This is a genomic window from Algoriphagus lutimaris (assembly GCF_017051705.1).
In the GTDB taxonomy this organism is placed as follows: domain Bacteria; phylum Bacteroidota; class Bacteroidia; order Cytophagales; family Cyclobacteriaceae; genus Algoriphagus; species Algoriphagus lutimaris.
This window is the reverse complement of sequence record NZ_JAFIDJ010000003.1, coordinates 165,582-179,012: the sequence shown is the minus strand read 5'-3', so window position 1 is coordinate 179,012 and position 13,431 is coordinate 165,582. Positions and strand designations below refer to the sequence as shown.

Genomic DNA, 13,431 nt, shown 5'->3' with positions numbered 1-13,431 from the left:
TAGAAAGGGGGCTACAAGGCTAATCTTTATTCTTAGTGATGATAGGCTCATATGCCTCTTCCTCCTCAAATTCCCTGAGTTTCTTCTCCTCCTCGACTAAGTCTAGACTGACGTTGACTTCAAAACAAACCAATACAATCAGAGAAGTAATTAATAACCAAAGCATCAAGGCAATCAAGGTGCCGATGGAGCCATATAGTTTATTATAGCTAGCGAAATTATTTAGGTAAAAAGTAAAACCATAGAATCCCAGCGTAATCAATAATCCGCCCAATATTGCTCCTATAGAAGAGAATTTCCATTTATCATGTACTACTGGAGCAAACCTAAAAATAAATGCAGTTGCTATGTAAAACATAAATAGTAAAACCAGAAACTTTAACGTCGAAAAAAGGAAGATCATAAATCCAGAATCAAACATCTGGAGCTCATCTACCCGTTGAATGATCACGCTGCCTAGAATCATAACCGTACTCGCCGCTACAATGGTCAAAACCAATAGAAAAACGATACTGGCAGCAATAATTCTGGATTGAAAAAAACCTCTATTTTCCTTGGTTTGATATACTGAGTTGAAAGAATTCATCATGGATACTACCCCTTGAGTGGAAGAGAAAAGGGCAAAGAAAAAACCCAAGGAAATCAAGCTTTGTCTAGGTCTGGATACAATATCCATAATCGTGGTTTCCGCCTGGGAATACAGTTCTCCAGGTAATATTTCCTGAACAAAAGTCAGGATGTTTTGAGTAGTAACAATGGGGAAGATGTCCTGTAAATAAGGGACAATGTTTAAAAGAAACAGTATTAGAGGGAAAAGCGCCAAAGTAAAGCTAAATGCTACTGAGCCTGCTCTTTCCACAATGTCATCTTTTTGAAGCTGTTGTATGAAAATCCGTCCTACATCGTATAGGTTTTTATCGGGATCTCCAAAATGGACCTTTTGAAAATACTTAGCCTTTTTTTCCAGGCGATTCTGAAATAGTCGAATCTTTTCTTTGACCACAAGTTGCTTTTTCTAAAAATATGGATTTAATAAAGCTAATAAATTCTGTGGAGGTCTTGTAGGCTGATGGCTGTCTTTTTTTAAAAAGGCCAAAGAAGTCCAACCTTTGGTAATCAGTTCGTTTTGTTCATTAAATACTTCGTACTCAAATTTGATTTTTACACCAGGCATTGTTGGGATGGTGGTACGAATGGTTAGAAGTTCATCGTATTTTCCAGGTTTAAGATAGGTGTAATGACTTTCCAGTACTGGCATCATAACTCCATTTTCTTCCATTTCCTTATAGCTAAACCCAATATTTCTCATGGCTTCAACCCGACCTACTTCAAAATACATGGCATAATTCCCGTAATACACATAACTCATTTGGTCAGTTTCGGCGTATCTAACTCGAACTTGTGTTTCTGAAGTATACATCCTAATAAATTTTGGCAGCGTTCAGTGCGGCTTGGTACCTTCTCGCATTGGCATTATGTTGTGCTAAATTAGTTGCGAAGGCATGGTATCCGGAAAAATCTTCTTTTGCACAGAAATAAAGATACTTGTGGTCTTCAGCATTCAGTACAGCTTCTAAAGAGTTAATATCTGGCAAATTGATAGGCCCAGGAGGAAGGCCCACGTATTTGTACGTGTTGTAAGGACTTTCTATTTCTTTGTGCACATTCAGCACTCTTTTGATCGTGAAATCTCCTAATGCAAAAACCAGAGTAGGGTCTGCCTGAAGGGGCATATTTAAGCGAAGTCTATTTAAATAAACTCCGGCAATCTTTGGTCTTTCATCTGATTTTTGACTTTCAGACTGGACGATTGAAGCCAATGTGCTAACCTCCTTTGGACTAAGTCCAATGGCTTCGGCTTTGGATTTTTTTTCTGCAGTCCAAAACGCTTGATACTCCTTAAACATTCGATCAAATAAAGACTCAGGGCTTGTGTTCCACCAAACTTCATAGGTATTTGGGATAAACATGCTCATGATGGTTTCTTCATCGAAATCAAATTTTCGAATATAAACAGAGTCCTCTAGCAGGCTCAAAAACCGGTCTTCGTTAATTTCCAGGTTTTTGGTGATCCTTTCTGCAAGATCTTCTTTGGTTCTGATATTGTTAAATGTAATTCTAACCGGAGCCTGGTTACCTGAGCGCAGATGTCTCACCAATTCTATATTGGTCATCTTTGGACTAATGATGTATAATCCTGGCTTCACGGCTTCTTGATACCCCATTACTTTAGAAACAAATGAAAAGCTTACTACGTCATTGATTACTTTGTCATCATACAGCTGATTACTCACTTGTTTGAAAGTGGAATTACTAGGTATTTTTAGTGTATAGCTTTGATCGGTTTCCAATAAAGCATTAGGACTGAAAAATACCTGATAAAAGTAAAAGGACATAGAAATGGCCAACACCGAAAAGGATATGATCAGTACCAGGAATAGTTTGTTCTTTTTATCTGTTTGCATTTGGCTTCAAAAATAGGGAAAAATCCTTTCCTAGGAATTACCTGTCAATTCCTACTTTGAATCTTTTTCCTTACTTTATATTTAACTTCATGAAAACCATATCAGTTTCTTGTGCGATTATAATTCACTTAAATAAAGTGCTTGTAGCCAAAAGGTCTTCCTCCATGAGCCAACCCGGGATGTGGGAATTTCCTGGAGGAAAGCTAGAGGAAGGAGAAAGTCTAGAAGAAAGCTTAATCCGGGAAATTAAAGAGGAATTGGGTATAGAGATTTCTGTAGGTTCCCAATTGACAGTTTCTAAGTTTACTTATTCCGAGGAAAAAATAGTAGAATTAACTCCTTTTATATGTGCTTGGGAATCAGGAGATATTCGTGTTTTAGAGCATGAAAGAGTCGTTTGGATGGAAATAGGAGATTTAAGTGTATTAAATTGGGCACCTGCTGATATTCCAGTTTTTAATGAACTTTTAGAAAACTGGCAGGCTTTTCGAAGTAGGAATACTAACAAGGCTAAAAATTAACCGATGGCTGCTGAATTTATTCGTTTGTATGAAGAAAATCCTGATCCCAGAAGGATAAGTCAAATCGTAAATATCTTAAGGGATGGGGGAGTGATTATCTACCCAACAGATACTGTTTATGGATTGGGTTGTGATATCACAAATTTGCGAGCGGTAGAAAAAATCTGTCGAATTAAAGGAATCAACCCCAAGAAGCATAATTTCTCTTTTATTTGTGCAGATCTCAGTAACATCGCCCAATACACAAAAGTGATTTCCAAGCCGGTTTTCAAAATGATGAAAAAAGCTTTCCCGGGCCCTTTTACTTTTATTTTGGAAGCGAATACCCAAGTTCCTAAGATCTTACATAGCAATAAAAAGACCGTTGGAATCCGGGTGCCAAATCATTCGGTACCAAAAATGATCGTGGAGGAGTTAGGACAGCCCTTATTATCTACCTCTATTAGAGATGAAGATGAAGTGATTGAGTATAGCACCGACCCAGAGTTGATATTTGAAAAATATGAGCATTTAGTAGATGTAGTGATTGATGGAGGGTATGGTCAAAACGTAGGTTCCACGATTCTTGATTGCTTGGGAGACGAAGTGGTAATTGTCAGACAGGGACTAGGGAATGTGGATGATATCATCTAAATCCTATTAAAGGTTTCCTGTTCAAAATTAGAAAAAGCACATCCAGATTTATGAAGAGAGTCGCAGTTGACTTACATTTTATACCTTGTTTAGAGTTTTTTACAGCTGTCGTAGATGCAGATGAAATCCTCGTTTCTCCCTTTGAATTATACCAACGGCAATCCTATCTTAATAGGACCAGAATTCGTTTGGCAAATAAAGTTGAAACCCTGAGTGTACCTATTCAAGGTAGGAGGCCACGTGTTGCTTTAAGCAAGGTTTCAATAGATTATTCTCAGAATTGGCAGAAAATTCATGTGAGAGGAATCCAGTCTGCCTATGGAAAAGCACCTTTTTTTGAATTTTTTTTTCCATATATCGAACCTGTTTTTGGGAAAAAACATGCCAGTTTATGGGATTTAAACTTAGAAATGCTGACAATATGTCTCAAGCTATTAAGGTGTTCTGGCAAGCTGACTGTGTGCCAAAATATAAATGAAGAACAGGTGGATTTGGACTTAAGAGGGCAAATTAAGCCCTCAGGCTCGTTTTTAGAGCGGGAACTTTACTCGCCAGTACCATATAACCAACTTTTTGGCTCAGACTTTGAGCCAAATTTGAGTGTTCTGGATCTGTTGTTTTGCATGGGAACAGAAGCAAAAAAGCTTTTGTTAAGTTCTGTAAAAAATTAATGAACAATCCTCAAAAGGATTGTGTTTTTAAAACAAATTCGGTAACATACGTACAGGAATATTAAACAATCAGAAAGGAATTAAATGGAAGCTAAATTTTCAAACAGAGTTAAAGAGGTGATCTCTCTCAGCCGTGAAGAAGCGCTTCGCCTGGGACATGATTATATTGGTACAGAACACCTCTTACTGGGGATGATACGCGAGGGAGAAGGTGTAGCTGTTTCCATTCTAAAAAAACTAGGAGTGCCTTTGGATGAATTGAGAGGAGCGATAGAAAGAGCCGTAAAAGGTACCGCAAATCACAATGTGAAAAATATGGCCAACATACCGCTGACCAGACAGTCGGAAAAGGTGTTGAAGATTACCTATTTGGAAGCCAAAATATTTAAAAGCCAACTTATTGGCACAGAACACCTATTGCTTTCCATTCTTAGAGATGAGGATAACATTGCCACTCAGATATTAAATAAATTTGATGTCAATTATGACTCTGTGAAAGAAATGTTGGAGATGCAATCCGATGGAGGTGCCTCACCAAGAGCAAGAGCTGAAGCAGAAGATGGTGATGAGGATGGATCCAAATTATTTGGTTCTACAGGAAGTGGTTCTGGAAGCTCCAAAGCGGGGGCTGAAAAATCCCGAACTCCGGTATTGGATAACTTTGGCCGTGATCTTACTAAGATGGCGGAAGACGATAAATTAGACCCAATTATCGGTAGAGAAAAAGAGATTGAGCGAGTAGCTCAAATTCTTTCCAGAAGAAAGAAAAACAATCCAATCCTAATCGGTGAACCAGGAGTAGGTAAAACTGCTATTGCAGAAGGTCTTGCACTTAGAATTGTGCAGAAGAAAGTTTCTAGAGTCTTATTCAATAAGCGAGTAGTTACTTTGGATCTAGCTTCTTTGGTAGCAGGTACCAAGTATAGAGGTCAATTTGAGGAGAGAATGAAAGCAGTGATGAACGAGCTGGAAAAATCCCCAAATGTGATCTTATTTATTGATGAGCTTCATACCATAGTAGGAGCTGGAGGAGCATCAGGTTCATTAGATGCGTCAAATATGTTCAAACCTGCTTTGGCCAGAGGAGAAATCCAATGTATCGGAGCAACTACTCTGGATGAGTATAGACAATACATTGAAAAGGATGGAGCCTTGGCACGTCGTTTCCAAATGGTTATGGTAGATGCTACTTCACCTGAAGAGACGATCCAAATCCTGAATAATATCAAGGATAAGTACGAGGATCACCACAATGTGAATTATACCGATGCGGCTATTGATGCTTGTGTGAAATTGTCCGATCGCTATATCTCAGATCGTTTCTTGCCGGATAAAGCAATTGACATTTTAGATGAAGCGGGTGCAAGAGTGCATATCAACAATATTCATGTTCCAGAAGAAATCCTAAAACTGGAAGCTGAAGTAGAAGATATCAAAACAGAAAAGAACCGTGTTGTTAAATCTCAGAAATATGAAGAAGCAGCACAGTTGAGAGATAAAGAGAAGAAGTTGTTAGAGCAACTTGATGCAGCTAAGATCAAATGGGAAGAAGAAAGTAAGTCAAAAAGATTTACAGTCGATGAGGAGCATGTTGCAGAGGTGATCGCAATGATGACTGGTATTCCAGCGAAGAGAATCGCTCAAAATGAAGGAGCAAAACTGCTCAACATGAATGAGGAATTGGCTGGAAAAGTAATAGGTCAAGATGAAGCCATCAAAAAATTAACGAAGGCAATTCAGCGAACTCGAGTAGGACTTAAAGATCCTAAAAAACCAATTGGTTCCTTTATTTTCTTAGGACCAACAGGTGTAGGTAAAACTGAGTTGGCCAAAATGTTGGCTACCTACCTATTCGATAAAGATGATTCCTTGATTCGAATAGATATGTCTGAATACATGGAGAAATTCTCCGTATCCAGATTAGTAGGAGCGCCTCCGGGATACGTCGGCTATGAAGAAGGCGGTCAGCTTACTGAAAAAGTAAGAAGAAAGCCTTATTCCGTAGTATTGCTGGATGAAATTGAAAAAGCGCACCCAGATGTGTTCAATATCCTTCTACAAGTGTTGGATGATGGAATATTAACAGATGGATTGGGTAGAAGAGTAGATTTCAGAAATACCATCATTATCATGACTTCCAATATTGGGGTTCGTGACTTGAAGGATTTCGGAGCAGGAATTGGCTTTGCCAACAAGGCTAAGCAAGATAACATGGATGATGTGGTTAAATCTACCATCCAGTCTGCTTTGAAAAAGGCCTTCAGTCCAGAGTTCCTGAACCGTTTGGATGATGTTGTTGTCTTCAATTCATTGACTCAGGAGCATCTGTTCAAAATCATCGATATCAGTTTGAACAAGCTGTTCTCCAGAATAACTGATTTGGGCTACCAAATTGAGTTGACGGAAAAGGCGAAAGCGTTTTTAGCCGAAAAAGGATATGACCAGCAGTATGGTGCACGTCCATTGAATCGAGCCATTCAGAAATATCTGGAAGATGCCATCGCAGAAGAAATTCTAAAAGGTGATTTGTCGGAAGGGGATATCATTACAGCTGATTATCCTGGAGAAGGTTCTGAATTGATTATTTCAGTAAATAAAAAGAAAGAAAAGGCAGATTAATTTTGCCATGAGTATAAAATAAAACCCCGACTCAGAAATGATTCGGGGTTTTTTAGTTTTGTTGAAATTTGAGGTTACATAGAAAGAATAAAAAACAAAAATGCGGCAGCTAATACCACAATCATTTTTTGAGCTTTCTCTTTTATGTTAGGGTCGACTTTTCTTTTTCTTAATACCAATATAGCCAAGCTTATCGCTACCAGCTGTAATGAAAAGCTCACCCCATTTAATGGGCCCATGGGGGCGTCAACCAAATAAAACTTGCTATTTAATATTGATAAAGTTCCCAGAACAATTCCTACTATTCCAAAAAGGAATGACCTTTCCAATAATACAGAGTCCGGTTGATTTGTCCACTTCATAATTGATTTCTTAACTGAAAGGCGAAGATAGGTAAAGAATGCGAAGACTGAGATTATTTGCTTTTAGATTTAATCGAAGCCTTTCTTTTGGAAAAGTAAGAGTCAACCTCTTCTCTCGAAAGCGCATTTAAGGTCATGTCTTTTGTGAGGCCACCTTTTCTACCTGTCAATACCCCGTATTTCATGTCTGAATACCCATCCATTTCATGTGCGTCTGGGTTGATTGAAAGCATGACGCCTTGGTCCATCGCGTATCGTACCCATCTCCAATCAAGATCTAATCTCCAGGGGTTGGCATTGATTTCGATGACCACCTTATTCTTTGCACATGCATCGATGATGGTTTTATGGTCAATAGGATATCCAGCTCTTCTCAATAATAATCTGCCAGTAGGATGACCCAAGATGGTAGTATATGGATTTTCTATGGCTGTCAACAATCTATTTGTAGCCTTTTTAATATCCATGTTTAAAATAGAATGAATAGAAGAAACGATGAAATCAAAACTCTCCAAAACATCATCAGGATAATCCAGACTTCCATCAGGCAATATGTCACTTTCTATCCCTTTGAAAATTTTGAATGGGGCCAATTCCTTATTTAGTTCATCGATTTCTTGATGCTGCTTGATGATCCGTTCTACCTCCAGTCCTCCTGCATAAAAAGCAGTTCGGCTATGGTCAGAAATTCCCAGGTATTCATAACCTAAGTCTCGGCAATATTCTGCCATTTGTTTCAAGCTATGCTTTCCATCGCTGTAGGTAGAATGATTATGAAGAATTCCTTTTAAATCCGAGTCCTCTAATAGTACCCCAATCTTATGTTCTTTGGCCAGAGCTACTTCCCCAAAACCTTCCCGCATTTCAACTGGGATAAATTCCAACTTGTGATTTTTGAAAAATTCTTCCTCACTTGAATAGTCTTTTTTATTCAGTAGATCACCCACATTTTCTTTTTCGGTGATCAGTTCACCTAAGAAAGCGGGGGAGGAGCTGAGTAGTATTTTTTTCCAGAGAAATTCTTTTTTGCTACAAAAGTGTACCGTAACCATGAGGTCCAGATCATTGACTTTCCCTCTCCAAGCAAATGGTCCGGAAGCTGACATATCCCAAGTAATGGTTTTCCAATTTTTTAGCTTTTCCTTGCCACCAAATAAAGATTCCATCCCAATTAGCCATTCTGCACTGGATATGATTTCCATTTTTCTGGCAAAATCTGCTACAATCGCAATTTCAGATCCCTGATAAAGAACTTCCAGTTCTTTCGTTAGTGTAAGAATGGTAGCTTCAACATCTGCATACAACCATTTACCTTCGTTTGAGGCCTTAAACTCCAAATTTTCAATGATGGTCTGTTGTGTTTTTTCTCCAAATCCTTTGGTTTTGGCAACTTTACCGGATTGACAGGCTTCCATTAACTCATGGGTGCTGGTGATTCCTATTTCCTGCCAGAGCACTTTTACTTTTTTAGGGCCTAGTCCTTTTATTTGAAGGATTTCCAATACCCCTGAAGGAGTTTTTTCCAGAAGTTCTTCTAAGGCAGGGAAAGTTTCTGTCTCCTTTAACGAAAGAATCGCTTCCAGAATACTTTTTCCAACTCCGGGTATTTTTTGTAATTCGTCTTCGCTTAGGTCCATCAAATCTTGGTCTCCACGCTCGAGGGAATTGAGTGCACTTTGGTAACTTCTTATTTTAAATGAGTTCTCCTCATGAAGCTCCATGAGTTGAATACACAACTTTAATTTTTTCAGGATAGTCTTGTGGTCCAAAATCTTTTCTTTATATGTTGGAATGAGACAAATGTCTTTAATTATTGTTTCAAATTAAAGGTCGAAACCTTAACTTAAAATTGAAATTTAATTCTAAAGAAATGAATTATTGGATGGTAAAATCAGAACCAGGGGCATATTCCTGGGAAGATTTCAAAAAAAAGAAAGAAGATGTTTGGGATGGAGTGAGGAATTATCAAGCCCGTAACTTTTTACGTGATATGAAGTTAGGTGATTTGGTTATGTTTTATCATAGTGGGAAAGAAAAAGCAGTAGTAGGGATAGCGGAAGTTTCAGAAGAAAGTTTTCCTGACCCTACGAATAAGGATTGGTTAGCTGTGAGATTGAAAGTGAACAGGGACTTGAAAAATCCCGTTTCATTAAAAGAAATCAAATCAGAAGATGCTTTATCCCAAATGTTAATGCTTCGGCAATCAAGGCTTTCTGTGATGTCTCTACAAAAAGATGAATTTGACATTATCCTTAAGATGAGTTCATGAAATTATCCCTTACAAGTATCTTTTTTTTATTCCTCGTTGGTTCGCTGTGGGCACAGGTAAAGTTCATTGAACGGGTTGAAGTGCCTTCGGAAATGTATGAGCCAAATTTTGAAATGACCAGACTTGATGATGGCCTTGTGGCTTTTCGTACCGTTCCCGAAAAAGGTCTGAATTCCAGGAGGAAGTTGCAGTATTTCAAAAGCGATTTCGATTTAAATAGTACCGGAGTCGTTGAATTCCCGGTAAAAGAGGGCTTTGATATTGTTGGATTTGATGTGGATCAGGATTTTTTGTTCCTTCTATTACAAAAAGGGTCTTCAGTAAATTCAGACAAGTATATTTTTAAGATCAATTTGGAGACCAATAAAGGTTTGGAGGTAGATGCCAATAATTTATTGGATATGGAATTGGTGGAGTTTTTAGTACTGGAGGATAAGGCTTTGTTTTTAGGGATTTCAGAAAGAAACCCAGTGCTTCAGATTTTCGATCTCAATTTAAATTCAGTTCAGACAGTGCAAGGGATTTATAATCCTAATACCCAGGTATTACAACTTCGAAAAATCCCAGAGTTGAAGGAAATAGAACTTGTGATCAGTAGAGAAGTAAAAAATAGAAGGAAGGAGATTTTGCTGAATACCTATGATCTTCAAGGGAATTTGATGCGGGAAATCAAAGTGGATAATTTTGGAGATTCGGAGGAAGATATTATGGATGGTTTGTTGTTGCCTATGTCCGGATACCAACAGGCCATGATTGGCGCTTATGGGTATGATAAAAGGGGTGTGTATTTAGGGATGTATATCATGGATATCAACGAGTTTGGTGAGTATCAATTCAAGAAATACACATTAGAGGATTTTCCGAATTTTTTTAACTACCTCGATGAGAAGGATAAAGAAAGGAGAGATGCAGAAGTGATCAAAAATCTTGAGAAGGAAAAAGTGCCAACGATTCGAAATATCTATTCCATTCGGGATGTTTACTCTACAGAGGACTCCTATGTGGTTTACTTCGATCATTACAACATAGTCAATTCTCGGGGTAATACTCGACCTGGCGTTTACTCAGGTTCGAGTGCTTACCGATATGATCGATTAAATAGGATGGGTTATACTCCTTATTTCGCGGATCCTTTTTACCAAACCACCTATCCCTATAGCAGTAATTTTCAAGTGTCTACTGAGTTTAGATATGTGTCAGCTCATTTTGCGAAGATTGCAAAAGAGGGGAATGTACTATGGGATAATTCAAATACCTACGATGATTTTACTACCACCTATTCGGAGCCATTTGGAGAAATGGCGGTGGTAGGAGATGATGTTTACCATGTTTATGTAGAAAATTTGGACGTGGTGTTAAGTTTTTTTAGGAAAGGTGAAAAAATACTTGAGAATCAGCACTTTGAATTAGAGCTGGTCAATGAAAATGAACGCATAAAAGATACTGATCCGGGAAGCTTGAAATTTGTCTACTGGTATGATCGGTATTTTTTACTGAGTGGAAATCAGAGAATTAGATATCAAGATGAAAGTGGGAAAGAACAGGTTCGAGATGTTTTCTTTGCTACAAAAATTTTGGTGGATGGTGATTTGTACCAGCCAGAAGAGTCTCTGGACTAGAATTTCTTCCTATATTTACCTCCAAATCTTACCCATGCAAAAAAGGCTAGTCTTAGACGAAGGACAGATTGCCATCACCCTGAGGAGATTCTGTCATCAACTCATCGAAAATCACGACGATTTCGAAAATACGGTACTTTTAGGATTACAACCCAGAGGCACATTGCTGGTTGATAAGATTGTTTCCTTGCTTGAAGAAATTTCAGGAGTAAAAGTACCATCAGGTTATTTGGATGCTACATTTCATAGAGACGATTTCCGTAGAAGGGATTTACCTCTAAAGGCCAATGAAACCAAAATTGACTTTTTGGTAGAGGGCAAAAAGGTGATTGTGGTAGATGATGTGCTTTACAAAGGTCGATCAGTGAGAGCAGCCATGGATGCAATGATTGCTTTTGGCAGGCCTCAAAAAGTAGAGCTGATGGTGCTTGTCGACAGAAAACTTACCCGGGATTACCCCATTAGGCCAGATTACTACGGTGTTCGAATCAATACCCTTGAAAGCCAATATGTAATCGTAGAATGGAAGGAGCAAGGGCACGAAAAAGACGCAATTTGGATCACAGAGAAAGATAAAAATTAATCATGTCTCAACTCAGCACCAAACACCTGTTAGGAATTAAAAACATCACAGAAAGTGATGTTCAATTGATATTAGAAACAGCGGCAAATTTCAAAGAAGTGATCAATAGGCCCATTAAAAAGGTGCCTTCATTGCGTGATATTACCATCGCTAATGTTTTTTTTGAAAATTCGACCAGGACCAAACTTTCCTTTGAATTAGCAGAAAAGCGCTTGTCTGCCGATGTGGTGAATTTCTCCTCCAGTAATTCTTCAGTAAAAAAAGGGGAAACCCTGGTAGATACTGTGAATAATATCTTGTCTATGAAAGTAGACATGGTAGTAATGAGACATTCCAGTCCAGGTGCCCCTCATTTCTTGAGTAGAAATGTAAAGGCAAATATTGTAAACGCCGGAGATGGTACCCATGAACACCCAACCCAGGCATTATTGGATTCTTTCTCTATCAAAGAAAAACTTGGAGACGTTGCGGGGAAGAAAGTGGCTATTATTGGAGATATTCTTCATTCTAGAGTAGCCCTTTCCAATATTTTCTGCCTTCAGAAACTTGGAGCTGAAGTCATGGTTTGTGGTCCCATTACTCTTTTGCCAAAATATGTAGAAAGCCTAGGTGTTAAGGTGGAATTGGATGTAAGAAAAGCACTTCAATGGTGTGATGTTGCAAATGTCTTGAGAATTCAGTTGGAACGTCAACAAATCAAATACTTCCCAAGCTTAAGAGAATATTCACTCTACTATGGGATCAACCGAAAAATGTTGGAGGAGCTGGATAAAGAGATTGTAATCATGCATCCAGGCCCTATCAATAGGGGAGTGGAGCTTAGCTCAGATGTTGCTGACTCGGAGCACGCTATTATATTGGAACAAGTTCAAAATGGTGTGGCAGTTAGAATGGCTGTACTCTATTTACTCGCTGGAGCTAGAAATTAAACGTTATTCTTCAAAAATAAACGGCTGTCACCCACTAGGGGACAGCCGTTTATTTTTTTCAGCTTTTAAACTTTGCTTTCAACCTTTACATTCCTCTCCATCTTCCTCCACCTACATAGAATCCAAGCGTAAATCCAAAATATTGGTTGACTGCTTCGCCAATGATATTTCCTGAAGCGTTTTGCAGGTTACTTTTTGGGACGAAGTTATATTCTGCTCCCATTCTAAATTTACCTAATTCCACGCCTGCTCTGACCATAGGAGCCCACTTAAAATCAGCCTCCAGATCACCGAAATTATCAGGCATATCAAAATCCCCATTATTAATTTGGACACTGCTCAACGTATAATATCCAAAACCAGCTCCTATGTAAGGAGCCAATTGAGTCCCTCCTTGATTGAAATAATAATCAAAGGTGCCTGAAATAGAGAGGTTGGCAGATATTTCTCCCTCATAATCTTCTGTGAAATCATAATAGGTCACATCTTTTGCGAGCGCAGCAATGCCAAACCGAATTCCAACATTTATGTTGTCCTTTAAATTGATTTTGGGTTCTAAGCTTACCAATGCGCCTAAGCCGCTTCCTTTTGGAATAGCAGCACCTAAATCCATCCCCATTCTAAATCTTCCGGCATGCTGAGCCATGGCGTATTGGCAGAGGGTTAGCAAGAGTGCGATTACAAAAAGTTTTTTCATTGTCTCTGGTTTAATTGAATGTGATTTCAAAGAATAACAAAAAAGATTCCAAATTTTAGAAAC

Annotated in this window: 14 protein-coding genes; 8 read left to right on the top strand and 6 right to left on the bottom strand. The window is 38.5% G+C overall.

Annotated elements, in window-relative coordinates:
* Positions 1 to 19 precede the first annotated feature (19 nt).
* From JYB62_RS18120 to mltG, 3 genes are read right to left on the bottom strand one after another with little or no spacing between them, the layout of a single operon-like run.
* Positions 20 to 1,003, bottom strand: coding sequence for a YihY/virulence factor BrkB family protein (locus JYB62_RS18120; RefSeq protein ID WP_205646813.1), 984 nt, complete (start codon positions 1,001 to 1,003; stop codon positions 20 to 22).
* A gap of 12 nt (positions 1,004 to 1,015) precedes the next feature.
* A complete protein-coding gene (locus JYB62_RS18115) occupies positions 1,016 to 1,420 on the bottom strand; it encodes an acyl-CoA thioesterase (RefSeq protein ID WP_074226439.1) in 405 nt (134 codons plus the stop codon).
* 1 nt (position 1,421) lies between these two features.
* Positions 1,422 to 2,465, bottom strand: coding sequence for an endolytic transglycosylase MltG (gene mltG, locus JYB62_RS18110; protein WP_205646812.1), 1,044 nt, complete (start codon positions 2,463 to 2,465; stop codon positions 1,422 to 1,424).
* An 89-nt stretch (positions 2,466 to 2,554) separates the two neighbouring features.
* On the opposite strand from mltG, the gene JYB62_RS18105 reads away from it, so the two are divergent.
* The 4 genes from JYB62_RS18105 (at position 2,555) to JYB62_RS18090 (ending at position 6,909) form a co-directional block, all read left to right on the top strand.
* On the top strand, positions 2,555 to 2,986 hold the full coding sequence (locus JYB62_RS18105; protein ID WP_205646811.1) for a (deoxy)nucleoside triphosphate pyrophosphohydrolase: 432 nt from the start codon (positions 2,555 to 2,557) through the stop codon (positions 2,984 to 2,986).
* 3 nt (positions 2,987 to 2,989) lie between these two features.
* Positions 2,990 to 3,619, top strand: coding sequence for an L-threonylcarbamoyladenylate synthase (locus JYB62_RS18100; RefSeq protein ID WP_205646810.1), 630 nt, complete (start codon positions 2,990 to 2,992; stop codon positions 3,617 to 3,619).
* A gap of 50 nt (positions 3,620 to 3,669) precedes the next feature.
* Positions 3,670 to 4,290 carry a WbqC family protein gene (locus JYB62_RS18095; protein ID WP_205646809.1) on the top strand — a complete coding sequence of 207 codons (621 nt, stop codon included), beginning with the start codon at positions 3,670 to 3,672 and terminating at the stop codon, positions 4,288 to 4,290.
* Positions 4,291 to 4,374: 84 nt separating this feature from the next.
* Positions 4,375 to 6,909, top strand: a complete 2,535-nt coding sequence (locus JYB62_RS18090) for an ATP-dependent Clp protease ATP-binding subunit (RefSeq protein WP_205646808.1) — start codon at positions 4,375 to 4,377, stop codon at positions 6,907 to 6,909.
* A 74-nt stretch (positions 6,910 to 6,983) separates the two neighbouring features.
* Here JYB62_RS18090 and JYB62_RS18085 read toward each other — a convergent pair whose 3' ends face one another.
* Together JYB62_RS18085 and JYB62_RS18080 are read right to left on the bottom strand one after the other, a co-directional pair.
* The gene (locus tag JYB62_RS18085; protein WP_205646807.1) at positions 6,984 to 7,271 is read right to left on the bottom strand and encodes a hypothetical protein; all 288 of its coding nucleotides are present in this window, start codon (positions 7,269 to 7,271) and stop codon (positions 6,984 to 6,986) included.
* Between the two features lie 53 nt (positions 7,272 to 7,324).
* Positions 7,325 to 8,992 (bottom strand): DNA polymerase/3'-5' exonuclease PolX, encoded by a 1,668-nt coding sequence (locus tag JYB62_RS18080; protein WP_243431629.1) that lies wholly within the window; start codon positions 8,990 to 8,992, stop codon positions 7,325 to 7,327.
* A 149-nt stretch (positions 8,993 to 9,141) separates the two neighbouring features.
* Here JYB62_RS18080 and JYB62_RS18075 point away from each other — a divergent pair, with 149 nt between their 5' ends.
* Genes JYB62_RS18075 through JYB62_RS18060 form a run of 4 tightly spaced genes read left to right on the top strand, consistent with a single transcriptional unit; the run spans position 9,142 to position 12,671 of the window.
* On the top strand, positions 9,142 to 9,540 hold the full coding sequence (locus JYB62_RS18075; RefSeq protein WP_205646805.1) for an EVE domain-containing protein: 399 nt from the start codon (positions 9,142 to 9,144) through the stop codon (positions 9,538 to 9,540).
* On the top strand, positions 9,537 to 11,159 hold the full coding sequence (locus tag JYB62_RS18070) for a transcriptional regulator (RefSeq protein WP_205646804.1): 1,623 nt from the start codon (positions 9,537 to 9,539) through the stop codon (positions 11,157 to 11,159). Before JYB62_RS18075 ends, JYB62_RS18070 begins: the two co-directional genes overlap by 4 nt.
* Positions 11,160 to 11,193: 34 nt before the next feature.
* Positions 11,194 to 11,742 (top strand): bifunctional pyr operon transcriptional regulator/uracil phosphoribosyltransferase PyrR, encoded by a 549-nt coding sequence (gene pyrR / locus JYB62_RS18065; RefSeq protein WP_205646803.1) that lies wholly within the window; start codon positions 11,194 to 11,196, stop codon positions 11,740 to 11,742.
* A gap of 2 nt (positions 11,743 to 11,744) precedes the next feature.
* Positions 11,745 to 12,671, top strand: a complete 927-nt coding sequence (locus JYB62_RS18060) for an aspartate carbamoyltransferase catalytic subunit (protein ID WP_074226449.1) — start codon at positions 11,745 to 11,747, stop codon at positions 12,669 to 12,671.
* Positions 12,672 to 12,756: 85 nt separating this feature from the next.
* Here JYB62_RS18060 and JYB62_RS18055 read toward each other — a convergent pair whose 3' ends face one another.
* Positions 12,757 to 13,368 carry an outer membrane beta-barrel protein gene (locus JYB62_RS18055; RefSeq protein WP_205646801.1) on the bottom strand — a complete coding sequence of 204 codons (612 nt, stop codon included), beginning with the start codon at positions 13,366 to 13,368 and terminating at the stop codon, positions 12,757 to 12,759.
* Positions 13,369 to 13,431 lie beyond the last annotated feature (63 nt).